At 71.7% G+C, this 24,085-nt stretch carries 20 protein-coding genes; 4 read left to right on the top strand and 16 right to left on the bottom strand.

Going from position 1 to position 24,085, the window contains the following annotated elements; genetic code table 11:
* Window positions 1-142: 142 nt before the first annotated feature.
* The 4 genes from ACFPZ3_RS69875 (at window position 143) to ACFPZ3_RS69860 (ending at window position 5,991) form a co-directional block, all read left to right on the top strand.
* Window positions 143-2,725, top strand: coding sequence for an ATP-binding protein (locus ACFPZ3_RS69875; RefSeq protein WP_379525314.1), 2,583 nt, complete (start codon window positions 143-145; stop codon window positions 2,723-2,725).
* 91 nt (window positions 2,726-2,816) lie between these two features.
* Window positions 2,817-4,718, top strand: coding sequence for a hypothetical protein (locus tag ACFPZ3_RS69870; RefSeq protein WP_379525313.1), 1,902 nt, complete (start codon window positions 2,817-2,819; stop codon window positions 4,716-4,718).
* Window positions 4,719-4,893: 175 nt separating this feature from the next.
* On the top strand, window positions 4,894-5,235 hold the full coding sequence (locus tag ACFPZ3_RS69865; RefSeq protein ID WP_379525312.1) for a peptidase inhibitor family I36 protein: 342 nt from the start codon (window positions 4,894-4,896) through the stop codon (window positions 5,233-5,235).
* 18 nt (window positions 5,236-5,253) lie between these two features.
* Entirely contained in the window at window positions 5,254-5,991 is a 738-nt protein-coding gene (locus ACFPZ3_RS69860; RefSeq protein WP_379525311.1) for an MBL fold metallo-hydrolase, read from the top strand.
* Window positions 5,992-6,010: 19 nt separating this feature from the next.
* On the opposite strand, the gene ACFPZ3_RS69855 is transcribed toward ACFPZ3_RS69860, so the two are convergent.
* From ACFPZ3_RS69855 to ACFPZ3_RS69780, 16 genes are all read right to left on the bottom strand, one after another.
* On the bottom strand, window positions 6,011-7,342 hold the full coding sequence (locus ACFPZ3_RS69855; RefSeq protein WP_379525310.1) for a High-affinity nickel-transporter: 1,332 nt from the start codon (window positions 7,340-7,342) through the stop codon (window positions 6,011-6,013).
* Complete coding sequence (locus ACFPZ3_RS69850) at window positions 7,339-8,640, bottom strand: tetratricopeptide repeat protein (protein WP_379525309.1); 1,302 nt, start codon at window positions 8,638-8,640, stop codon at window positions 7,339-7,341. Before ACFPZ3_RS69850 ends, ACFPZ3_RS69855 begins: the two co-directional genes overlap by 4 nt.
* Before the next feature lie 25 nt (window positions 8,641-8,665).
* Window positions 8,666-10,015 carry a DUF4331 domain-containing protein gene (locus ACFPZ3_RS69845; RefSeq protein WP_379525308.1) on the bottom strand — a complete coding sequence of 450 codons (1,350 nt, stop codon included), beginning with the start codon at window positions 10,013-10,015 and terminating at the stop codon, window positions 8,666-8,668.
* A gap of 74 nt (window positions 10,016-10,089) precedes the next feature.
* Window positions 10,090-10,749 carry a hypothetical protein gene (locus tag ACFPZ3_RS69840; protein WP_379525307.1) on the bottom strand — a complete coding sequence of 220 codons (660 nt, stop codon included), beginning with the start codon at window positions 10,747-10,749 and terminating at the stop codon, window positions 10,090-10,092.
* 194 nt (window positions 10,750-10,943) lie between these two features.
* Window positions 10,944-11,312, bottom strand: coding sequence for a hypothetical protein (locus tag ACFPZ3_RS69835; protein WP_379525306.1), 369 nt, complete (start codon window positions 11,310-11,312; stop codon window positions 10,944-10,946).
* Window positions 11,293-11,688, bottom strand: a complete 396-nt coding sequence (locus tag ACFPZ3_RS69830) for a hypothetical protein (RefSeq protein WP_379525305.1) — start codon at window positions 11,686-11,688, stop codon at window positions 11,293-11,295. Before ACFPZ3_RS69830 ends, ACFPZ3_RS69835 begins: the two co-directional genes overlap by 20 nt.
* Before the next feature lie 123 nt (window positions 11,689-11,811).
* Complete coding sequence (locus ACFPZ3_RS69825; RefSeq protein ID WP_379525304.1) at window positions 11,812-12,372, bottom strand: mycothiol transferase; 561 nt, start codon at window positions 12,370-12,372, stop codon at window positions 11,812-11,814.
* Window positions 12,373-12,463: 91 nt separating this feature from the next.
* Window positions 12,464-13,972, bottom strand: coding sequence for an L-piperidine-6-carboxylate dehydrogenase (gene amaB / locus ACFPZ3_RS69820; RefSeq protein ID WP_379525303.1), 1,509 nt, complete (start codon window positions 13,970-13,972; stop codon window positions 12,464-12,466).
* Window positions 13,969-15,426, bottom strand: a complete 1,458-nt coding sequence (gene hglS / locus ACFPZ3_RS69815) for a 2-oxoadipate dioxygenase/decarboxylase (RefSeq protein ID WP_379525302.1) — start codon at window positions 15,424-15,426, stop codon at window positions 13,969-13,971. The genes amaB and hglS overlap by 4 nt, the downstream gene beginning before the upstream one ends.
* Window positions 15,423-16,955: a class I adenylate-forming enzyme family protein gene (locus ACFPZ3_RS69810; protein ID WP_379525301.1), complete on the bottom strand. Its 1,533-nt coding sequence runs from the start codon at window positions 16,953-16,955 to the stop codon at window positions 15,423-15,425. Before ACFPZ3_RS69810 ends, hglS begins: the two co-directional genes overlap by 4 nt.
* Window positions 16,952-17,716, bottom strand: a complete 765-nt coding sequence (locus ACFPZ3_RS69805) for an enoyl-CoA hydratase/isomerase family protein (protein WP_379525300.1) — start codon at window positions 17,714-17,716, stop codon at window positions 16,952-16,954. Before ACFPZ3_RS69805 ends, ACFPZ3_RS69810 begins: the two co-directional genes overlap by 4 nt.
* Window positions 17,713-19,065 carry an MFS transporter gene (locus ACFPZ3_RS69800; protein ID WP_379525299.1) on the bottom strand — a complete coding sequence of 451 codons (1,353 nt, stop codon included), beginning with the start codon at window positions 19,063-19,065 and terminating at the stop codon, window positions 17,713-17,715. The genes ACFPZ3_RS69805 and ACFPZ3_RS69800 overlap by 4 nt, the downstream gene beginning before the upstream one ends.
* Window positions 19,066-19,074: 9 nt before the next feature.
* Entirely contained in the window at window positions 19,075-20,118 is a 1,044-nt protein-coding gene (locus tag ACFPZ3_RS69795) for a hypothetical protein (RefSeq protein ID WP_379525298.1), read from the bottom strand.
* A 12-nt stretch (window positions 20,119-20,130) separates the two neighbouring features.
* Window positions 20,131-21,699, bottom strand: coding sequence for an acyl-CoA synthetase (locus ACFPZ3_RS69790; protein ID WP_379525297.1), 1,569 nt, complete (start codon window positions 21,697-21,699; stop codon window positions 20,131-20,133).
* Window positions 21,700-21,886: 187 nt separating this feature from the next.
* Window positions 21,887-22,807 carry a LysR family transcriptional regulator gene (locus tag ACFPZ3_RS69785; RefSeq protein ID WP_379525296.1) on the bottom strand — a complete coding sequence of 307 codons (921 nt, stop codon included), beginning with the start codon at window positions 22,805-22,807 and terminating at the stop codon, window positions 21,887-21,889.
* Between the two features lie 93 nt (window positions 22,808-22,900).
* Window positions 22,901-23,974, bottom strand: a complete 1,074-nt coding sequence (locus tag ACFPZ3_RS69780; RefSeq protein WP_379525295.1) for a hypothetical protein — start codon at window positions 23,972-23,974, stop codon at window positions 22,901-22,903.
* Window positions 23,975-24,085: the final 111 nt, after the last annotated feature.

Genomic DNA, 24,085 nt, shown 5'->3' with positions numbered 1-24,085 from the left:
CGCAGTGCCCAGAGCGCGTTCCTGACCGCCGTGGTGCGCCGGCCGTCCTGCTGCTACGGAAGCTGCGCCGCGCACACCCTGACGCGGGCTGCCATCCGGCTTCTGGAGACCCGGTGGGCGCCGGATCATTACGATCGGGGTCGTGGAGTTGTGGGAGCGTTCCGCGACATTGGAACTCCTCGACGACCTGCTGCGCGACAGCACGCGTGGCGGGCGCGTGGTGGTGGTCTCCGGTGAGGCGGGCATCGGCAAGTCCGTGCTGGTGGGGGAGTTCGCCCGGCGGTGCGGGGCCCGGGCGCGGGTGTTGTGGGGCGGCTGCGACAGGCTCCTCACGCCGCGGGCGCTCGGGCCGCTCCACGACATAGGCCGCCAGACCGGCGGCCTCCTGGCCGACCGGCTGGGCGCCGGCGCGGCCCAGGAGGAGATCTTCGCGGCCTTCTCGGATGAACTGTCCGGTACGCGGACCCGAACCCACCCCCTGGTCGTGGTGGAGGACGCGCACTGGGCCGACGAGGCCACCCTGGACTGGCTGCTCTGGCTGGGGCGGCGGATCGGCCGGCTGCCCGCGCTGCTGGTGGTGACCTATCGCGACGACGAGGTGGGAGCCGAGCACCCGCTGCGGGGCGTCCTGGCGGGCCTGCCGAGCGCGGTCGTACGGCGGGTGCGGCTGCGGCCCCTGTCGCCGGCCTGCGTGACGGAGCAGGCGGATCGGGCCGGTCGCGACGCGGAGACGGTTCACCGGCTGACGGGAGGCAACCCGTTACTGGTGACCGAGCTGCTCGGAAGCGAGGACGCGGAGGTGCCGGCGACCGTACAGGATCTCATTCTCGATCGGATGCGGTCGCTGCCGCCGCCCGCCAGGGAGCTGGCCCAGCTCGTGTCGGTCCTGCCCACCTACGCCGACGCGGCCGTCGTGGCGGGAGCGTCGGACCTGGTCGAGACGTGCGTCGACGCCGGGGTGCTGGTGCCGGCCGGCGACGGCGTGTCCTTCCGCCACGAGTTGTTGCGCGGCGCGGTGGAGGAGGCGCTGTCACCCGCGCGGCGGGTGGCGCTGCACCGCCGCGCGCTCGGCATCCTGGCCGGGGTCCAGGGCGTCGACCCGGGCCGCCTGGTCCACCACGCGCTCAGCGCGGGCGACGGGGCCGCGATCCTGCGCTACGGGCAGTCGGCCGGCGCGGGGGCGGCCAGGCAGGGTGCGCACCGGGAGGCCGCGGCCCACTACCGCGCCGCGGCGGCGCACGCGGGCCCGCTGCCGGCCGAGCGGCAGGCGGAGCTGCAGGAGACGTACGCGGAGCAGGCATACCTGGCCGGCCTCGCCGAGGAGGCGCTGCTGGTCCGGCAGACCGCGCTGCGGTTGCGGGAGGAACTGGGGCAGAACGAGCTGATCGGCGAGAACCTGCGCTGGATCTCCCGGCTGGCGTGGTGGGCGGGGCAGCGCGAACAGGCCTGGAAGGCGGCGGCGAGGCTGATCACCGTGCTGGAGGCGGGGGACCCGCGGCTCGCCATGGCCTACAGCAACCAGTCGCAGCTCCACATGGCGGCGCACCAGCTCGACGAGGCCGTGGCGTGGGGAGAGCAGGCCCAGGACCTCGCCGACCGGCTCGGAGACGTGGCGACCTCCGTGCACGCGGCGATCAACGTGAACACCGCTCGCCTCGTCCGGGGCGACGAGGGGGCCTGGGAGGCGCTGCGCGCGGCCCACGAACGCGCCGACGCCGCGGGACTGGCCGACCACGCCGCCCGGGCGCTGGTCGTGCTGGCCACGGTGCCGGTCCAGCTCGCCGAGTACGGCGTCGCGGCCCAGGCGATCGAGAGCGCGCTGGCCTATGCCACGGACCAGAACCTCGACGGCTATGTCCAGTACCTGCTCGGCGTGCGGGCCGTGGTGCGTGTGGAGAGCTGCGACTGGGACGGCGCGCTCGCCGACGCCGAGGCGTCGCTGACGCGGACGGTCAAGGGCGGGGTGGCCATGTTCCCCGCGCTGCTGGCGCGGGGCCGAATCCTGACGGCCCGAGGGGAGCCGGGAGCGGCGGCCGTCCTGGAGGAGGCGGCCCGGCAGGCCGAACGCACCGGCGAGGTGCAGCGGCTGGGTCCCGTGGCGGCGGCCCGCTCCGAGCACTTCCTGTGGTGCGGCGAGGCCGGGCGCGCCCGTGAGGAGGCCCGCCGCGGCCTCGATCTGGCCGTGTCCGTGGGTCATCCGGTCTATGCCGGGGACCTGGCCTACCGGTGGTGGCTGGCCGGAGGCGAGCGGCAGGTCCCGCCCGGCGCGGCGAAGCCGTACCGGATGATGGTCCGCGGCGAATGGGCGCAGGCCGCGGCGGAGTGGGCCCGGCGCGGCGCCCCGTACACCCGCTTCATGGCGCTGTCGGCGGGCGACAGGAGCGCGGTCGAGGAGGCGCTGCGCGGCCTGGACGACCTCGGCGCGGTCACGGCGGCCCGATGGATGCGCGGCGAGCTGCGTAAGCGCGGGTTCACCCGGATCCCGCGCGGGCCGCGGCGGGCGACGGCGGCCAACGCGGCGGGCCTGACGCCGCGCCAGGTGGACGTGCTGGCGCTGCTGGCCGAAGGGCTGTCCAACGCCGAGATCGCCGCCCGCCTGTCGTTGTCGGCCAAGACCGTCGACCATCACATCTCCGCGGTGCTGGGCAAGCTCGGCGTCACCAGCAGGGGGCAGGCCGTCGCGCTGGCGTACCGGATGAACCTGGCCGGCGAAGCGGCAAAGTAGGGAGATCTCCCGAATCGCCGCGCAGGGCGAGCGTCCTACCGTTCTCGCAGAGGCCCGCCACGGTGGTGGATCGGGTGGACGGAGGACGCCGGTGACCATCGCGTATCGCCTGGAGCAGCGCCCGGACGTGGAGCCCTCCCTGCTGGCGGCGGAGCGGGCGCTCCACGTCGAGGGCGATCCGCACATGGGACGGCGGTTGTCCGAGTCGGCCTACCGGGCGGCCGAGCGGGTGGCGGACGGGCCCGCGATGGCCAGGGCCGCGCTCGGCCTGGGCGGGGTGTGGCTGTACGAGGACCTCCCTGTCGCCGAGTCTGCCAGGGTACGGGCGTGCCAGAGCCGCGCCCTGGCGGCCATCGAACCGCGCACCTCCCTGGCGGCCCGCCTGCGCGCCCGCCTGTGCGCCGAGGACGACCACCGTGACGGCGGGCACGACGCGATCCTGCGGTCACTGACCGAGGCCAGGGAGAGCGGCGACCCCATCCTGCTGGCCGAGACGCTCAGCCTGGCCCACCACTGCCTGATGGATCCCGCGCACCAGAGGCTGCGGCTGCGGCTGGCCGAGGAGCTGATCGGCCGTGCGGCCTGGACCGGTCGTCGCGGCGACCTCGTCATGGGGCTGGTGTGGCGGACCGTGGACCTGTTCCTGGCCGCCGACCTGCGCGCGGAACGCTCTCTGCGAGAGCTGTCCGACCAGCTGACCACGGGGGACCACCTGGTCGCCGGGTCGGTGACGGAGGCGATCGGCGTCATGCTCGCCATCCGGTCCGGCCGGCTGGCCGACGCCGAGACGTTGGCGGCCGCCTGCGTGGTGCGGGGGCAGGCGGCCGGCAACCTCGACGCCCTCGGCTGGTACGGCACCCAGCTGGCCGCCGTCCGCTGGTACCAGGGCCGCCTGGGCGAGCTGGTGAACTCGACCGTGCCGGGCACCGTCGACCACTATGCGGTGCTCGCACTGGCGGCGGCTGCGGCGGGAGAGCGGCGCCTGGCCCTCGGCACGCTGGCCCGGCTGCGCGCGACCGGTCTCGGTGGGCGGCCGCGTGGCAGGAGCCGGCCGGCCGCGATGTACGGCGTCGTCGAGGCCGCTCACCTGCTGGCCGACGCCGGCGCCGCGGCCCAGGTCTACGAGCTGCTCACGCCGTACGCGGACCTGCCGATGATCGCGGGCGTGGGCGTGGCCTGCTTCGGCTCGACCCACCTTGCTCTTGGTACGGCCGCGCTCACCATGGGACAGGCGGATCGGGCGGTCGAGCACCTGCGCCGGGCCGTGGACGCCAACCTGGCACTCGGCCACTGGCCCGCCACGGCCCTGTCCCGCTGGCGGCTGGGCCACGCGCTGGCCCTGCGCGACCCCGGCGGCAAGGCCGCCCGCGCCGAGCTGGTCCTGGCCGAGCAGGAGGCCGCGGAGCTGGGCATGGTCCTGCCGGAGAGCTCGGCTCCGCGGCGGAGCGACAGGCTTGCCGCTCTGACCTGCCGGCGCGACGGCCGCCAGTGGGAGCTCTCCCTCGGCACCCGTACCACGCTGGTGGACGACAGCGTGGGCATGCGCTCCCTCGCGACACTGATCGCCAGCCCGGGCCGGGAGATCCGCGCCATCGACCTGGCCGCGACCCCGGCTCCCCCGGACGAACCGGCCCATGACAGCGGCGCGCCATCCGACCAGGCGGTGCCGTCTGACCAGGCCGGAGACACCTACCGGGAGCACCTGTTGCTGCTGCAGGCCGAGATCGCCGATCTCGAGTCGGCCGGCGCCGTCGAACGCGCCGCGGCCTGCCGGGCCGAGCGCGACCGCCTGGTCACCGAACTGGCCGCCGCCATCCGTCTGGGCGCGCGCACCCATCGGCTCGCCGACGACCAGGAGCGGGCCAGGATCGTGGTTGGCAAGGCCATCCGCCGCGCCCTGATCCGCATCACCACGGCCGACCCCGTGATCGGCGACGAGCTGCGCGCCACCGTCCACACCGGTGTGTACTGCGCCTACCGCCCCCGCCGCTAGCCCAGGTTCCTGCGTGTTCCCGTTCACCTTCATGGACGGGTAATTCACACGTCACTCAATGGCTACGGTGAGTAGCGGATCAATGGCATAAGGTAACTGGCGCAACTGCTCAGCCCATGGGTCCGGTACGCGCCACCAGGCCGTGGGAAAGCGCGTCCGTGCAGGAGGTCACCCCATGAGCATCCGTCCGGCCGGCATCGCCGCCGCCTCCCTCGGGATCGCCGTGGCCGCGATCGGTGGCCCGGAGCTCGCCCAGGCGCCCGCCGATCCCACCAACCGATGCCCGAGCGGCTACGTCTGTTTCTGGAGCGGCCCCCACTTCACCGGCGAGATGTCCCTCCAGAAGAACCCCGCCAGCCACTCCTGCGGCACGACCCCCGTCGCGTCCGCCAGGACGGTCTACAACCGCGACGACCAGACGTGGGACTTCTACGCCGACACCGACTGCTCGACGCCGACGGCGAACCTGGGCCCGGGTCGGTGGGACGACGAGACCAGCGTGTCCAGCCGGCAGTGACCAGAGGAAAGCCCTGACATGAGACTGCACCTCATCGGAACCGGATCCATCCTGAGCGCCCGGATGAGCGCATCGGCCCTGGTCGACGGCAAGATCCTGATCGACGCGCCGAACGGCGCCATGAAGGCCATGCACCGGGACGGCCTCGACGCGACCGGCGTCGACATCTGCCTCATCACCCACTTCCACGCCGACCACTTCTTCGACATCGTCTTCCTGTTCCTGGAGCAGGGCCTGCTGCGCACCCGCGACAGCGAGCTGGTCCTCATCGGCCCGGACGGCTTCGGTCAGCGGGTGGAGCACCTGTTCGAGCTGGCCTACCCCGGTAGCTGGCCCCACGTGAAGGAGAGCACCCGGCCCCGTTTCGTCGAGCTCGGCGAGGGCGGCGACTGGTCCGGCAACGGCTACGCCATCCGCGCGCTGCCCACGGAGCACACCGTTCCCTCACTCGGCTACCTGATCACCGACGAGGCCGGCACCCGGCTCGGCTACACCGGCGACACCGTCTACTGCCCAGCGGTGGAAGAGCTCGCCGATCAGAGCGCCGCCCTGGTCCTGGACACCTCCTTCCGCCAGAGCAAGGCGGGGCACATGGGCCTGGACGACGTCGAAGCCCTCGCCGACCGTCACCCCGGCCTTCCGCTGGTCGCCACCCACCGCGACGACGACGTCACCAGCTCCACCCGGCCGGCCATCGTCTTCCCGACGGACGGTCAGAGCTTCCAGGTGACGGCGAACGGCCTGACGAACGCCTGACGCCACCCCGCGCGGCGGCTCACGCCAGGGCGGCCACCGCGCGCAGGGTGACGCCCGCGCCGACGAGCAGGACGAGCGAGGCGGTCATGGCGGCGCCGTACGGCCGCAGCCGCCCCAGCCGCCCCACCAGGGCGAGGTCACCCAGCCTGCGCAGGGCGAGCGCGGCCGCCAGCAGCGTGAGCGCCATGCCGAGCCCGTAACACACGACGGTCATGACACCGAACGCGGTACGCCCCAGCGCCATCGCGCCGAGCAGCACCACCAGGGCGGACGGGCTGGGCACCAGCCCCCCGGCCACCGCCAGCGCCACCACCCCACCCGACCACCGCCCATGCCCGTGTTCGTGCCCGTGTCCGTGTCCATGTCCGTGGCCGTGCTCATGGCTGTGTCTATGGCGGAGGGCGGAGCGGAGCAGGCCGACGCCGATCAGCGCGATGATCAGGCCGCTGACCACGCCGAGCCAGCCCAGCACCGCCTCACCCGTGAGCGCCGCGGTGACCGTGACCAGCACCCCCAGGACCAGCACCCCCGCCGTGTGAGTGGCGGTGACCGTGGCCGCGACGGTGACCGCGTCCCGTAGCCGTCCCCGCTGCCCGGCGAGGTAGGCGGCCATGACGGTCTTGCCGTGGCCGGGCATCGCGGCGTGCACGGCCCCCAGCACCAGCGACAGGAGCAGGGCCAGCAGCCCGAGCGGCACGGTCAGCCGATCGGCGCCGACCAGCGTGTTGAGCCGGTCGGCCAGCAGGCCGGTGTAGCGGGTGACGACGTCCACGCCCGGCACGGTCGCCTCGGCCCCGGGGCCGCCCTCGCCCGGTTCCACCGTGAGGTTCGCCCGGCGTACGTCGAGCGGCGAACTGAGCAGGTCGTCGGGGTAGTCGCGCAGCTCGCCCGACACGCTGCCCGCGGGGACGGTGGAGGCGCTGAGGCGCACGCCCTGCCCCTTCGCCGTGATCTCCCGCCAGCCCGAGGTGTCAGCGCGGTAGCTGTTGGCGAAGGTCAGGGCGAGCGGCCGATCGACGAGCAGGGGCGCGGTCAGGCGGCACGTCAGCCTGCTGGTACGCAGCCCGGCGGCCCCCGGCTGATAGGCGAAGGAGGCCTCGGCGACGCGCCAGCCGAGCGGCCGCCCCCCGGCCTGGGCGTGGACCGCCGTGCGCAACTCCGCGCAGGCGCGCCGGGCGTGAGCGTCGGCGGGGCCGCTGACCGGCTGCTGCAGGGTGGGGATCTCGGCGCTGTCCACGATCGCGACGTGCTCGACCCTGTCGCGGTGGATCGTCAGCCCGTCGTAGTGGTTGACGCTGAAGTTGCCCAGCGGATGCGCGGCCAGCACGGTGGCCACGAGTGCCGCGATCACGCCGTGTCCGCCAGCAGCGCCCGAGCCCTGCTCACTCCGGCCGGTGAGAAGTGCGGGTTGATGGACAGCGCCCTGGTCAGGTGCGCGCAGGCGCCGGAGGTGTGCCCGAGCGCGTGCTCGATCTCGCCCCGGTGGTAGGCGAACACCGCGTTGAGCCCGCCGAGCTTGGCGGCGCGGGCGGCGTACGCGGCGGCCTCGGCGTGGCGGCCCGCCCGGTGCAGCGCCCAGCCGAGCGCGTCGGCGACCTCGACGCTCTGCCGTCGTTTCCACTCCGTCCGCAGGTGCCTGACCGCGCTCTCCGGGTCGCCGTGGTTCGCCTCGAACGTGCCCACGGCCAGGTCGTCGGCGACCCCGTTCGCGGCCAGCAACTTGTGCTGGGCGGTGAAGACGGCGTACTGCCGCCTGGCCCCCGCGCGATCGCCGAGGTGTTCGAGCAGCTCCCCGTACTCCACGACGAACGACGGCGAGCGGGCGACGGCGCTGGCGTAGTCGCGCAACGCCTGGTCGGTGTGGCCGAGCGCGGCCTCCGCGCGAGCCTTGCCCACCCGCGAGGGCACGTGCCCAGGATCGGCGGCCAGCGCCTGGCTGTGGGCGGTGAGTGCGCCTCGGGTGTCGCCGTTGCTCCAGGCCAGCTCGCCGAGTTGCCACTGGCAGAAGGCGTACTCGGCGGGGTCGCCGGCGATCTCGCAGGCGCGGTGCAGCAGCCGGCGGGCGGGCTCGGTCCGTCCGCGCAGTTGCTCCAGGCGCGCCGCCCTGGTGAAGGAGGCGAGGTCGGGGTGGCCGTTCAGCATGCTGCGCAGTGTGGCCTCGGCCCGGTCGTAGCGGCCGAGTTCGAGGTAGGCGTCGGTGAGCACGCCGTACAGCGGCCAGCGGTAGGGAGCGGCCTTGCGGGCCCGTTCGCCCCAGCGGACCGCGCCGGCGAAGTCGTGTTCGGCGTTGGACAGGGCGCCCATGCCGATCACGGCGTCGATGTAGGGCTCCCCGTCGGCGGTGGGCAGGCGCAGGGAGCGCTCGAACGCCCCCTGGGCCTTGTCGTAGTAGGCGGCGTCCGCGGTGCGGCGGGCCTGCTCCAGGTACAGGTTGCCGAGGCTCGCCCAGACCGCCGCGTCGTCCGGTTGACCACGCAGGCGGTTCTGGGCGGCCTCGATCGATCCGGCCAGTTCGTACGGTGACCACGCCACCGGCCCGGGCGGCGGCTCGTCCCGCCGCAGGACGCCACCGGGGGCGTACAGGGTCAGCAGGACACAGCCCAGCAGCACGCATCCCAGCAGGGGCAACAATCGCCGTACGCGACTCATCTGATCGGATGTCCTCAGTGGTGGTTCAGCCGGCGGTGACGGGCAGCGCCAGATAGGGGAATGTGCCGGAGATGGGTTTCAGCAGGAACGCCGGGTTGTCCTCGGCGATGAGGCCCGGAGCGCCCTTGCCCGCGGGCTCGCCGAGGAGCATCCGCAGGTTGACGGTCACGACGTCGTCGATGAGGCGGCGGCCGTTCGGGTAGCCCTGGGCGTCGCCCTTGAGGATGCCGTACTTGTCCGGCGCGGTGGCGACGGGCGTGCTCATGTTGAGCCGCAGCTCCTCCGCCTTGGCGATGCCGGGGGAGTCGGTGTTGAGCAGGTGGGAGTTGAGGTCCTGCTTGAGCGGCCCGCCCGTCCGCGCGGCCAGGCCGGTCAGGTAGATCTCCTCCAGGTCCTCGCGCGGCGCCGGCGGCGCCGCGACCTTGGCGCGGGAGGCGACGACCTTGGCCTGGTCCGGGTCGAGCGTGGACGGCACGACGAGTTCGCCGCTCTCGTCGCCGTCCGGGCGCAGCGTGTTGAAGCGGTCGCGTTCCTTGAGCGGGATGATCACCTCGTTGTAGTTGGGGTTACCCAGCCGCGAGACCTGCTTGTAGTCGCTGGAACCCGAGCCGAGCAGGCCGCTCGTCTTGCGGGAGGCCGTGGTCCAGACGCCGATCACCGGGTTGCGGCGCGGGTCGCCGCCGAGCGCGAGCTCCGACTTGGGGATCTGCAGGGCCAGGGAGCTGACGTTCGTCGGCACGCCGCTCTTGACCGGGAAGAACGGCAACCCGAACCTCAGCATGCTGACGGCGTGGTTGTCGGAGTAGAACGGGTCGGCGGCCGTGCCGGTGAAGACCCTGCCCCCTCCTGGCAGGTCGCGGACGGCCTTGCCCCGCCCGTCGGAAGGCGCCACGTACCCGTCGCGGACGAGGGTCTCCGACTTGCCGTCGCGCAGCCTGGTCAGCGTGTAGCTCTGCTCGACCAGGGTGTCCAGCGGCCCGGCCTGGTGCTCGCGCCTGCGGATGAAGGAGGGCACCGGCAGCCCCTTGTTGGCGAAGGTCCACCGGTAGGTGACGGCGGCCCTGCCGGTGCCCGTGTTGTCGACGTGCACCTCGTAGCGGGCGTTGGTGTCGAACTGGTAGGGCTTGCGCGGAAGCTGGAAGGGGATGTAGTTGGCCACGATCGTGACCGTGTCCTGCCGTTCCGGGCTGGTGAAGGCGTACAGGTCGGTCGCGTCGACCTGCTTGTCCAGGGTGGTGGACGGGGCGTCCCAGTGGCTGGTCGCCGTGCCCGGCCGCATCGTGGGGCCGAGCAACATCGTGGTCGTCAGCACGGTCACGGAGGCACCGGCGGCGGCGATCCACGCCCACCGGCTCCGAGCGCTGGTCAGTCGCATCTGTCTCTCGTTTCGCTCAGCGAGTGCCGGGCCGCGCCGTCGCGGCGCGGCCCGGTCTCAGGTCGGGGGTCGCTCTACGGCACGTACTGGACGACCGCGTCGAGGTTGGCGAGGTAGTCGCCCTCGTTCAGCGGGATGCCGGTGAGCTCCCTGACCGTCTGGCTGAGGTAGGCGCTGGTGTAGAACGGCCAGACCTTGGGCCCGATGCCGCCCTCGAACGGGCGCGGCGTGGGCACGTTCAGCACGAACTCCGACAGCCGGTACGTGGCCACGAGCTGCTCGCCCTGAGGCTCCCCGTCGATGTCCACCTGCGCGTGTGTCCCGTCGGGACGCAGGTAGATGTCGTGGATGGCGATCGAGTGCCCGCTCTGGACGTCATTGAGGGCGAAGCCGCCCGGGTAGTAGACGCCGTTGCACGGGTCGATGTGGTCCTGCTTCCACCCGATGGGCATATAGATGCCCTTGTTACCGGGCTTGGCCTCGATGGGCGCGAGGCCCTCCACCTGCACGCCGCGGTCGTCGAGGAGCCTGACGACGTCCTGGCCGAAGTCGAAGTTCGCGTGGCCCTTCGGACCGAAGTACGGGAACTGGAAACACGTGGCGCTCGGCGGCTGGATGGACGGGCCGCCGGGGAACGAGGGGAAGGGGCCCGCGGCCGCGGGGGCGGCCGGTGCCGCCGCGAGCACCGCGGCGCCGATCGCGAGCGTTTGAGCAATGCGGACAAGAGCACGCATGGCTATCGACCTTTCGTCGACTTGAGGCATCGCAAGCCTCTGACCTGCAAGGACCCGCCCAACGTAGTGATTCGATCACTCTGTGTAAAGGGAACTTAAAAGCTTGATCTGAGTAATTCGCGGGGCTTGACTCCGGCATGCGACGGCCGAACAGGGCACCCCGCCGTGCGAGGTGCCCTGCGGAGAAAGTGTCGCTAGAACCAGCCGCCAGGAGCCGAGCCCTGAATGGCGTTGCTCATGACCTTCAGCCCGAGCATGCCGAGCGAGGCGCCGGACGGGATGGGCCGGCTCGGCGGGCCCACCCAGGCGATGGCCAGGTCGGCCCAGTGCATGCCGCTGTAGAACCGGGTGCCGAGTTCCCTGTTGAGGTCGTTGACCCAGACCCGGTCCATGGACAGGATGACCTTGCGCGGGCCGATGCCGCCGTTGTGCGGGACGAAGTTGCCCGGCATCAGGGCCTGCGGCACGCTGAAGTTGACCATGGTCAGCTCGCCGCCGGGCCGGGGCTGCCCGTTGACGCTCGGGGTGGCGAAGAATTTGCTGTCACCCGTGGCCGCGAACAACACCCAGAAGGTGTCGATGTCGTACCTCGCGCCCGTCTTGTTGTTGACGAAGCGGAACGCCCGGGTAGCAGACCCTTCCGCTGGGCGTCTCGATGTTGTCGTAGCGTTCCCCGATCGGCATCCAGGCCGCCCGGCCGCCGTCGACCAGCTCGGCGGGGGCCAGTGCCTCGAACCTGATTCCGGCCCTCTTCAGCTCGTCGAGGAACTCGCTGGAGAAGGTGGCCTTCGCGCTGCCCTCCTTGGACAGATAGCTGCCGATCTGCCCTTGGGCCAGGCAGCCGCGCGCCGGGGCGGCGGCCAGGGTCGGCTGCGTGGACAGCAGGAGGGCGGCGAGGGCGGTGCCGCCGGCGACGAGCGTCGCTCGGGTCAAGCGCATGCTTGTTCTCCTTCGCGGGAGAGCAGGGGGATGGTGTGCCCAAGGGATTTCCCACTGGCACACCATGATTACGTAAAGTAGTTATAGCACTACCCGAAGCGATGGTGGCTGGTGTTCTCCCTGCTAGAACGGGTGCCACCCGGCCGGCGGGTCCTCACCGGTCAGTCCGTCGACGGCCTCGCGGAGCAGGTCGGCGTGCCCGGTGTGCCGTCCGTACTCCTCGATCAGGTCGCAGAGCAGCCGGCGCAGGCTGACCTGGCGTCCGTCGGAAAAGGCGAGGTGGACGAGCTGGTCGAGCCCGCCGGCGCTCAGGGCCGCGTCGAGCTTCGCCCGGGACCGCTCGACGGTGGAGTCCCAGAGCGCGTAGAGCTCTTCCGGGCTGTCCTGGGCGGCCGAGTTGAAGTCCCAGTCGGGGTCGGCGGTCCAGTCCGCGCTGTCCCACGGCGCGCCGAGCGGAGTGCCGCTGAGTTTGGTGCTGAAGATCTGCTCCTCGGCGCACGCGAGGTGCTTGAGCAGGCTGCCCAGCGTCAGAGAGGAGGCGCCGACGCGGGTTCGCAGCCCTGCCGCGTCGAGGTGGTCGGTCTTCCAGCGGAAGGTCGCGCGCAGGCGGTCGAGCGCGCCGACGAGGTGCTCGGCTTCCGTGCCGGCGAGCGGTGGCTCCCACCAGTGATCGTTGTCGGTCATGGTGCCACCGTAGATTCCATTACGGACGTTCTACTTCCGGAATCGCGCTGCCGCCCCACCGGAAGCGTGGGTGGGGCGGCAGCGGTGTCATCTAGAGGAAACTGACGTCCTGGGCGAGGACCAGGTGCTCGGAGTAGCTGACGGTGCTGGTGGAGCGCCGCATGTACGACCGCCAGGCGTCCGAGCCCGACTCCCGGCCGCCGCCCGTCTCCTTCTCGCCGCCGAACGCGCCGCCGATCTCCGCGCCCGAGGTCCCCGCGTTGACGTTGACGATGCCGCAGTCAGAGCCGTCGGACGACAGGAAGCGCTCGGCCTCTCGCTGGTCACGGGTGAAGATCGCCGAGGAGAGGCCCTGGGGCACGTCGTTGTGCAGCGCGATGGCCTCGTCCAGGTCGGAGTAGGTCAGGGCGTACAGGATCGGGGCGAAGGTCTCCTCCTTGACGATCGTGCTCTGGGCGGGCATCCGTACCAGGGCGGGTCGTACGTAGAAGGCGCCGGGGGCGTCGGGGACGAGCTCGCGTTCGCCGCCCGCCAGCAGTTCGCCGCCCTCCGCGGCCGCCTGGGAGAGGGAGGCGCGCATCCGGCCGTGGGCGGCCTCGTTGATCAGCGGGCCGACGAGCGTCTTGCCGTCGAAGGGGTCGCCGACGGGCAGGCGACGGTAGGCGGCCGCGATCCGGTCGATCAGCTCGTCCGCGACGTCCTCGTGCACGATGAGGCGGCGCATCGTGGTGCAGCGCTGCCCCGCGGTGCCCGCGGCGGCGAAGACGACGGCGTTGACGGTCAGGTCGAGGTCGGCGGAGGCGGTCACCACGGCGGCGTTGTTGCCGCCGAGTTCGAGGATGGAGCGGCCGAAGCGGGCGGCGACGCGCGGTCCCACCGCGCGGCCCATGCGGGTCGAGCCGGTGGCGCTGATCAGCGCCACGTCGGGGGAGTCGACGAGCCGTTCGCCCACCTCGGGTCCGCCGAGCAGGAGCTGGTGCAGGCCGGCCGGCGCGCCGGTCTCCGCCACGGCCCGGTCGAGCAGCGCCGAGCAGGCCAGCGCGGTCAGCGGGGTCTGCTCGGAAGGCTTCCAGACGACCGTGTCGCCGCAGGTCAGGGCGATGGCGGTGTTCCACGACCAGACCGCGACGGGGAAGTTGAACGCGCTGATGACGCCGACCACGCCGAGCGGGTGCCAGGTCTCCATGAGCCGGTGCCCGGGGCGTTCCGACGGCATCGTGCGGCCGTAGAGCTGCCGGGACAGCCCCAGGGCGAACTCGCAGACGTCGATCATCTCCTGCACCTCGCCGAGCGCCTCCGAGCGGATCTTGCCCGCCTCGATGGAGACGAGGTCGGCGAGGTCCTCGCGGTGCTCGTGGATCAGCTCGCCGAGCCGCTTGACCAGGTGGCCGCGGACCGGCGCCGGGGTGGCCCGCCATTGGAGGAAGGCGGCGCGGGCCTGGGCGACGGCGCGTTCGACATCGCCTGAACCGCCGATCCCGAACAGGTCCTCGCCGGTGACGGGGCTGCGGGCGCTCAGCGCGTCGCCGTCGTAGTCCTTCACCCCGCAGCGGTCGAGCGCGCCGCGCGCCTTGGCCCGGAGGGTGTCTGTGTCGATCATGTCGTCTCCTGGAGTCGGGTCAGCACGTGGCGCAGCGATTCCTGGCTCTGTGCGGCGTACAGGTCGGCGGGCTCGTGGACGGTGCGTTCCAGCATGTCCTGCATCCAGTGCGCGTTCCGCCCCGAGCCGGTGGCGGCGGTGTCCCTGGAGCCGTTCCCCGCCAGGTTGGACTGGAAGATCCCGGCGGCGGAGCGGGGCAGGAAGTCCTCGTAGACGATCGGCTCCACGCCGGCCCAGCCGCCGTCGATCAGCCCGGCGACGTCCACGGGAGGCTTGCGGCCGTCGGCGGGCCGATCCAGCAGGCGGTAGCGGAAGTAGCCGAGCCCCTGCTTGGCCAGCTCGCTCTCGCTGCCGGGCAGCCGCTCCGCCCAGACCTCCCGCGCGACGTCCTGCCTGGAGGCGCCGGTGGCCGCCCGCGCGTGTGCCCCAGCCGGCCTGTGGTCGGTGGCCGAGCGTGCGTCCACCCCAGCCGGTCCGCGGTCGGTGGTCAGCCGTGCGTCGACCTCGGACAACATCACGTCGTACAGATCGCGACCTGCCGGGGTGAGCGCGATGCCCCTGGCCTCCACCTCGCCGAAGCGCACGCTCAGCGAGCCGTGCTCGACCCGCCCGTCCGGCAGCCGGAAACGGCGCGACTCCGACAGCGCGCGGAAGGAGGTCTGCCGCAGCAACACGTCGGGGCCGTCCCAGCGCGGCGGGCCCTGGATCTCGTCGATCATCTCGATGCCCCGCTCCGACATCCGCCGGTACAGCTCGTCGATGTCGAGCACGCGCGGCGTCAGATGGTTGACGTGGGTGGAGGTGACGCCGCCGATGTCGGCGGCCACGCTGGAGACGGCTTCCAGCCGCCGGTACCAGGAGCGGTCCACCGGCTCGGCGGACAGCTTGAACGCGGCCACCGCCAGCTTGAGGAAGCGCTTGGCCTCCTCGGCGGGCAGCTCCCGCTCCCGCTCGGCCCTGGCGGCCAGCGCGAGCAGTTCGGGCGGGAACAACCGCCTGCGGGCCAGGAACGCCTCCAGCTCCTCCTGCAACCCGGCGTCGAAGAACCGCCGGTCGTCCGGCGTGAGGATCGAGGTGAACACGCGGAACGGGTTGAGCGCCAGCTCGGCCGGCTCGATGGGCCGGAAGGCCGTCGAGACGACGGGGATCGAGCTGGACGCCGTGTCCCGCAGGTCGTAGAAGCCGACCGGATACATGCCGAGCGCGGCGAACACCTGCGCCACCTGCCGCAGCTCCTGCGGCGTGCCGACCCGGATCGCGCCGTGCCGCTCGGCCGTCACCCGCCCGATCGTGCCGAGGCGCTCCGCCGCGCTGCCGTCGCGCCGCAGCACGCCGGCGTTCACCTCGGAGGAGACCTCGACGAGGGTGGTGTAGGCGGGCACCTCCTGCCCGTACATCTCGGAGAGCGCGCGGGCGAACGCCGCGCGCAGCCGCCAGGTGGGAACGACGGTCACGAACTGGTCCTCTCAGCGTCGAAGCAGTCCACCACGGACCGCGGCAGCCTGCTCTTGATCACTCGTTCGCTCGGAGTGCGCGGGAACTCCTCCACGAAGGCTATGTAGCGGGGCACCTGGAAGTCTGCCAGCCGCTCCGCGCACCAGTGCAGCAGCTCGGCGGCGTCGAGCCTGGCCTCCCGCACGGGCCGGATGAACACCTTGATGTCCTGCTCGCCGATCTCGGCCGGGACGCCGATCATGGCGCTCTCGGCCACCGCGGGGTGGGTGTTGAACACGGTCTCGACCTCCCAGGCGGACACGTTCTCGCCGCGTCGCCGTACCGAGTCGACCGCGCGGCCGATGAAGTGCAGGTTGCCGTGCTCGTCGAAGCGGCCGAGGTCGCCGGTGCGCCACCAGCCGTCGCGGCGCGCGGCGGCGGTGCGCTCGTCGTCGCGGAAGTAGCCGGGCGTCACGACCGGCAACCCCGCGGTCCGCACCACGATCTCGCCGATCTCCCCCGCCGGCGCCTCGGCCCCGTCCTCGTCCTGTACGGCGGCGCGCAGGTACGGCAGCACCCGCCCCACCCCCGCGTGCGGACCCTCGGTGTTCACAGACAGGAAGCTCGACGCCTCGGTCTGGCCGTAGCACTCGGCGACGCGCAGGCCGAAGCGCCGCTCGGCCTCCAGCCAGGTGGCCGTGGTCACGCCGCCGCCCCACGCCATCCTGAGCCGGTGCGAGAACTCCGCCTCCGACGGCGGCCTGCCCAGCAGCAACTGCAGGATCCCGCCGAGCTGGTGCACGTGGGTCGCCCCCGACGAGCGCACGTCGTCCCAGAACCGGGAGACGGAGAACCTTTCGACCATCGCGAGCGAGACCGGCCGCAGCAGCGGCACGAGCAACATCTGCGCCCCGCCGATGTGGCACAGCGGCTCCCACAGGAAGTACACGTCGCTCTCGCGCGGGGCCGTGGTGAACAGCACGCCGAGCGCCGAGGTGCGCAACATCCGGTCGGTCACCCGCACGCCCTTGGCCGGTCCCGTGGTGCCCGAGGTGTAGATCAGCGCCACCACGTCCTCCGGCCCGGCCGGCCGCTCGGGAAGAGGCCCCCCGCGCTCGCCGAGCCAGCTCAGACCGGACCGGTCCCTGACGAGCAGCGGCGGCCCCGGCTCGCCGACGAGGCCCGCGTACGCGGCGTCGACGAGGATGAGCGCGGGCTCGCCGTCGCTCAGCAGGTGGGCGAGCGCCGCCCCGCGCAGGCGGGGGTTGACCGGCAACCAGGTGGCGCGCAGCACGATGAGCGCGAGGATCACCGCGATGTGGTCCGGATGGTTGGGCAGCAGCACGGCCACCCGGTCGCCCCGCCGCACGCCGCGGGCGGCCAGCCGCTCGGCCGCCTCCCGCACGCGGGCGGCGAGGTCGCCGACGGTCGTCACCGACCCGCCGAACACGCAGTACGGCGAGTCGGGACGCTCCCCGGCCGACCTGGCGAGCAGGCCGGGGATGGCCGCGTCGGCGATGATCTCCTGCCAGTCCGCCGGAGCAGTCACCTCTTCCTCGTGGCGAAGAAGTCGCGCATGACCTGCTGCGGCTGACCGGACGCCCACGCCTTCCTGTCGATGGAGCGGGCCGCCTCGAACGCCTCCCACAGGCCGGGCGTGATCAGGTCGCGGTAGCGCTGCTTGGTCAGCGCGATGGCCACCGACGGCTGCTCCGCGAGCTGCCCGGCGACCTTGACCGCCGTGTCCAGGACGTCGCCCTGGGGGACCAGGTGGTGGACCAGGCCGATCTCCTTCAGCTCGTCGGCCTCCATGAGCCTGCCGGACATCATCAGCTCCAGCGTGCGCGAGCGGCCGAGCGCCCCCATCGTCAGGTACATGCCGGTGATGCTGGGGATGCCGGAGGTCACCTCGGTCTGGCCCATCCGCACGCCCGGATGCGCGACGCGTACGTCGCACAGCAGCGTGAGCTGGTAGCCGGAGCCCGCGGCGACGCCGTTGATCGCGGCCACCACCGGCTTGTCGATCTCCAGCACCGCGCGGTAGAGCGAGCGGAAGTTGTCCAGCCAGGCGTCCACGTGCTCGGGCCCGAACCGCTGGGTCTCGGCGAGGTCCTGACCGGCGCAGAACGCCCTGTCACCGGCTCCGGTGATCACGACGGCCTTGGTGCGGTCGTCCTCGGCGAACTCGAGGAACCGGCGGCGCACCGTGTCCTGCATGGCCATGTCCCAGGCGTTCAGCGAGGCGGGACGGTTCAGGGTGAGCACGGCGACGCCGCCGTCGTGCCGTACGAGGACGTCGTCCTCGGTCATGCTGGTCTCCTTCTCATTTCGGTGTTGTCGCCGCGCAACATCTGCACCCGCGACGTCTCGGGAAGGCGGAGGATCGGGACGAGCGCGAGCAGCGCCAGCGCGATCAGGTAGTAGGCGGGGGTGATGGCCGAGTCCGTGGCCTCGACCAGGAACTGGCCGATGAACGGCGCGGTCCCGCCGAAGACGGCGTAGGCGATGTTGTAGCCCAGCGCCGCGCCGGTGTAGCGGATCGCCGCCGGGAACAGTTCGGCCTGCGCCACCGCCACGACCGACGCCACCGCCACGAGCGGCACGGTGAGCAGCACCTGCCCGAGCACCGCGCTCCCCATGCCGCCGGTGCCGGCGATGAGGTAGCCCGGCACGGCCGTCACCGCCAGCGCGATGGCGCCCGCGAGGATGACGCGGCGGCGGCCGTACTTGTCGCCGAGCAGGCCCATCACGGGGATGAGCACGCTGTAGGCGCACAGGGCGATGGCGTTGGAGAACAACGCGGTGGTTTCGTCCAGGTGGGCGACCTCGGTGAGGTACGTACTCATATAGCTGGACATGGTGTAGAAGGCGACGGCGTTGAGGGACGCGACGCCGATCAGCGTGAACAGCTCCGGCTTGTAGTTACGGACCACGAGGCGCAGCGGCGCGTGCTCCACCTCGCCCGAGCCCTGCAACGACTGGAAGACCGGGGTGTCCTCCAGCTTCAGGCGGACGTACAGGCCGACCAGCGCGAACGGCGCGGCCAGCAGGAACGGGATCCGCCAGCCCCAGGTCAGATAGGCCTCCTCCGGCATGCCGCTGCTGATCGCCAGCACGAGGAGCGCGGTCACCGCGAACGGGACGGTCTGGGTGCTGTTCGACAGGCCCGACCACATGCCGCGCCTGTTCGGCGGGGCGTACTCGCTGAGGAACGTCGCACCGCCGGAGGACTCACCGCCCGCGGAGAAGCCCTGCACCAGCCGCAGGAGCGCCAGCAGGATCGGCGCGGCGACCCCGACGCCGCCGTACGTGGGCAGCAGGCCGATCAGGGTGGTGGCCGCGCCCATCAGCAGCAGGATGATCGACAGCGTGTTGCGGCGGCCGATGCGGTCGCCGAGCCGGCCGAAGAAGACGCCTCCCGCCGGTCGCGACAGGAACGTGACGCCGAAGATGGCCAGGGTTCCGAGCAGCGCGGTGACCGGGTCGGCGTCGGGGAAGAACAGGGTGGCGATGGCCTTCGTCGAGTAGGCGTAGACCGCGAAGTCGTACCACTCGACGAAGTTTCCGACGGCCACCCCGGACAGCGCGCGGACGGCCATCCTGCGATCACGTGGCGCCTCGGGGCCGGGGGAGGACGACGATGTCGTCGGCTGAGCCATGATCTCTCCTCACCAGAGCCAGTGGCCGGTGTCGGTGAACTCCCAGACGTCCACGCCATCGCGGGAGGTGAACGAGCTGGCCACGTGCCCGTTGAGCATCCGCGTGGCCATGCTGTGGAACTCGAAGAACGCCGAGCGCAGCTCCACGGGGCCGTCGGCGTCGAACGGTCTGGTGTCGCGTACGACGAGGCGGAAGGTCCGGTCGTCCACGCTTTCCAGCGCGCAGTCGCGGCGGGTGGCGCGCACCAGCCTGTGGTGGAAGGCGGCGATGCCGGCCACCGACTCGCCGCCCGTCCCGGCCGCGAGCTCGGGGGTGAGCTGGATGGCCAGCATGCGCATGGCCGAGCGGACGAGCTGGTGCGTGGTCAGCTCGCCGTAGCGCTCGTACAGGCAGTCCACGGTGCAGCGGACGTAGCCGGAGGAGAACTTCGGGCGGGCCTTGAGCACGCGGGCCTCGGGCCACTGCTCGGGATCGAGCACCGGGGCGACGGCCGGGTCGAACTCCGGCGTGCGGGTCACCACCTCGAACTTGAGCGTCTCCTGCTCGGTCAGGTCGTGGTCGTGCTCGATGAAGTAGCCCTCGTCGTACGGGTCGCCCTCCATGGAGAACTTCGTGCCGACGTAGCCGAGCCGGGGGCAGCCCATGTAGCGGCCGTTGCGCGGGTGCCAGGAGCTGAACACCGTGCGGCGCACCGAGGCGGGCATGGCGATCAGCGCGACGCCGGAGTACATCCACATCGGGGCCAGGTAACGGACCCACGCCTTGCGCGGCGACTCCTCGACGTACTCCATCTTCAGGCCGCCGATGATGTTGGTGAAGTAGTGGTACTTGGCGGCGGCCACGGCGGGCGGGTCCTTGTGGATACCCAGCTTCTCCAGGCCCTCCATGTAGCGGTCGCCCTGGTGGCTGGTCAGCACCTTGAACCAGAGGTCGTTGACCGCGGCCTCACCCTTCTCCCGATAGGTGATCGCGGTCAGCGCGGAGAACATCTTGCTGTAGTAGGTGGTGGACAGGGCGGAATCCGCCCTCAACTGGGCGAGATCGGTGGTCACGAATGTCCTTTCTCAATACTCCAGGCCTGGCCGGCGGGTACGCAGCGGGGCGCGGCTGACCTTGCCCGACTGCGATCGCGGCAGGTCGTCCACGAACTCGATCACCTTCGGGTAGCCGAAGGAGGAGTGGCCGGCTCGTACGAATTCCTTGATGTCCGCGGCCAGTTCGGCGCCGGGCGCGTGCCCCGGGGCGGGGATCACGAACGCCTTGACGCGCCGGCCGCGCTCGGGGTCGGGAACGCCGATCACCCCGGCCTCCAGAACGCCCGGGTGCCGCGCGCAGGCCTCCTCGACCTCGGCGGGGCTGATCCGATATCCGGAGGACTTGATCACGTCGTCCTTGCGGCCGAGGTAGAACAGGTAGCCGTCGGCGTCGGCGCGGGCGAGGTCGCCGGTGTGGAACCATTCGCCGCCGAACGCCCTGGCCGACTCCTCGGGCCTGTTCCAGTAGCCGAGCGGGTACTGCGGGTTGGACCTGGCCCGCAGGCAGATCTCTCCCGGCTCGTCCGTGGGCGACTCCCGCTCGTGCTCGTCGAGCACCCTGACGTCCCAGCCGGGCACGGGCAGGCCCATCGAGCCCGGCTTCACCGGGACGCCGGTGAAGTTCCCCGCCATCGGGTACGCCTCGGTCATGCCGTAGTTCTGCAACACGGGGATCCCGAACTGCTCGGTGAACCAGGCGCTCTCGGCCTCGCCGAGCGGCTCGTTGGCGCTGCAGCACACGCGGAACGCCTGCGGGAAGCGGCTGCCCGCGTCGGGGACCTCGCGCATCATCAGCCGCAGCCCGGTCGGGTTGACGAACAGGTTGCTCACCTGGTGCCGCGACAGGGCCTCCAGCAGGCCCTCGGGGTCGTAGCGCCGCTCGGTGGCGTGCACGAAGTTGACGGCGCCGTACCGCCAGGGGCCGAGGATCTTGTAGACCCCCCAGGCCCAGTCGCCCATCCAGTACGAGGTCTCGCCGTCACGCAGGTCCTGGCAGTAGGCGAACTCGTTGTGGCCGATCAGTCCGCGATGCGCGGACACCACGCCCTTGGGGTTCCCGGTCGAGCCCGAGGTGTAGTAGATGAGCGCCGGGTCGTCGGCGCTGGTGTCGGCCGTCTCGTGCTCGGCGGGGTAACCCTCGACGGACTCGGGGCCGGTGACCACGAACGTGGATCCGGCGTGCTCCGACAGGCCGCGGGCGGCGTTCTTCTCGTCGGTGACGAGCAGGCTCACCCCCGCGTCGGAGAGGCGGTACCGCAGCGAGTCGTCGCTCCACAGCGCCGCCATCGGGACGCCGATCGCGCCGAGCTTGAGCACCGCGATGATGGCGGCCGCGGTCTCGGGGCTGGACGGCAGCAGGATCGCCACGCGGTCGCCCTTGCCCACGCCCAATGCCGCGTAACAATTGGCGAATCGTCCGGCGAGATCCTGCAATTCACCCCAGAATACGCGGCGGTCGGCGCCGGTATTGTCGGTCCATATCATGGCGAGTTTGTCGCGGGGATGTTTATCGGCGATGTCCGCGGCTACGTTGTAGCGTTCGGGGACGGTCCATTCGTGGGCTTGGATCAGTTCCTGGTATCGGGACAGGTCGATCACGTCACTTCCTCGATGACCTGGGGGCGGCAGGGCATGGCCCATCGAGGCGAGGAGAATTTCTCGCCCTAAATGATGATTTATGGGTGAAAGCGGTGAATTGATGCTAAACAGCGGGTAAGCGGCCACACAAGGTGGGCCAGTACGAGAGAAACTTTCCGGACCGATAAGCGCTGCTTACGCTGGCCCGCTAGATCTCCTCCCGGATCTCCTCCTGGACCTGCCCGCACGACTCCCGCAACGCCTTCAGCGCCTCACCCAGCAGCGGGTTCGAATTGGCCGCGCGATGCAGGGCCAGGACGTGGCGGTGCGTGTGCGGCGAGGCCGGCAGCCGCTGGGCGCGGATCGCCGGATCCGGCGTGTGCGCCAGCGCGGGCACCACCGCCACCCCGACCCCCGCCGCCACCAGCCCGCGCACCACGTCGTAGTCGTTGCTCCTGAACGCGATCCTGGGCTCGAACCCCCTCGCGGCGCACAACCTGGCCAGACACGTCGAGCCCGCGGAGTCCGCCTGGCTGGAGATCCACTTCTCCGAGCGCAGCACGCCCAGGTCCTCGATCGGCCCGGGGATCCGGTAGTGGCGGGGCAGCAGCAGCACCAGGTCCTCGACCAGCAGGTTCACCGGGGTCAGCCCGTCGGGCCAGGTCATCGGGACCAGGTCGTAGGCGTACACCACGCCCACGTCCACACCGCCGTCGGCCAGCAGCTCCAGGATCCGCGCCGGCTCCCCCTCGTCCAACTGCACCTCGACCCCGTGATGTGCGTGCACCAGGCTCGCGATCACCGGCGGCACCACCCGCGCGTTGGCCGTCGGGAAACTCCCCAGCCGCAGCGCCCCCACTCGTCCCGCGACGAGCGAGGCGATCTCCTCCTGCAGGTCCTCGATCGCCACCAGCAGGTCCGCGCCCCGCGCCGCGATGAACTGCGCCGTCGCCGACGGCTGGATCCCGTGCGCCTCCCGCTCGAACAACTGCGCCTTCACGGCCCGCTCCAGCGCCGCCATCTGCTGCGACACGGCCGAGGAGGTGTATCCGAGCCGCCGCGCAGCCTCGGCGAACGAACCGGTCTCGATGACCTCGGCCAGGGTGCGCAAATGGCTAGGGTTGAGCATTTCGCTACGCTACCGTCACCCCTACCCCCTCCCACCAGCCCCGACGCTGTGATAGCCGTGCCGGGGAAGCGGAACGACCACGGGCGGGGGCGGTCACAGCAGGTGGTCGAAGCCGACGCCCGCCTGCCGCCGGACGGCGTCCAGGAACACCTGGCGGAGTTGCTCCTGCTCGGTGTCGGCTCTGTGGCGGTGGGTGGTGGCGTGTTGCTCGTAGAGCAGCCAGCAGCCGCCGATGCCGTTGAGGAGGCGTTCGAGGAGGTCGGGGGCGGGGCGGGCGGGGTCGATGGGGGTGAGGGGGAGGGAGATGGTGGCCTTGTTGATGAGTTGTTCTGCGGCGGTGATGAGGTTACGCAGGGCGCTGATGCCGTGGATGTGTCCTTCTGCGATGTGCAGGGTGTGCCGGATCAGGGACATCACGATGTGCCGTGGCCGGTTGCCCGCGTTGATGACGGCGATGAGGTCGGGCAGGTAGGTGGTGGCCCTGGTGTGCTGGTCGGCGGCGGTGGCGACGAGCGTGGGGTGCAGGCCGGTGTGCTGGGCGACGACGGTGACGGCGGCGTGCAGCCAGTGGGCGGCGGCGATGGCGGCCGCGGTGGGCTCGATGTGGGTGTGGAGGGCCGGGCAGCCGAAGGGGTGCTGGCGGAGAAGGGTGTCGGCCTGGGAGATGTGCAGGGGTGAGGCGTCCTCGCGGGTGAGGGCGACGGCCTGCTGGGCGCGTTCGGTGAGGTCACCGCGTTCGGCCTGTTCGATGGCGGCCAGTTCGGTGCCGACCTCGGTGACGACGTGCGTGGCGAGGCCGGGGAGGTCGAGATCGCGCAGGACCCGGCCGGTGGCGTGCGCGGCCTGTTCGACCTGGGTGGGGATCGGGCTGGGGGTCGACGACCGGATGATCGCCAGGGTGGGCAGGACGGTGCTGAAGGCCTCGCGCTCCTGCTCTCGCTGCCGGCCGAGGCTGCCGGGCCCGTGCTGCTGGGCGGTGCTGGCGGGGTGGGTGTAGCAGCGCCAGCAGGCGTGGGACAACTCGGTGAGGCAGGTGGCCAGCCTGAGCATGTCGTGGCTGGGACGGGGGCGGGGAAGCTCGGCCACGGTGGTGGCGGTGTCGCCGAGGCCGGTGCTCCATTGGGCGATGAGGGTGTTGCGGGCGCGGTCGATGGCATAGCGAGTCACGCAGACTCCTTCGACGGGGGGAGCTGAGCAAGGTGAGGGTCATGCTCAGGACGTGGCCAGGCTCGGAGAGCGGCCATGCTCAGAATGCTTGATCCACAGCCCGCGCGGAGC

It is taken from the genome of Nonomuraea insulae, assembly GCF_042656245.1.
Note: the sequence above shows the minus strand (reverse complement) of the source record. Positions and strands in the feature narration are given on the sequence as shown.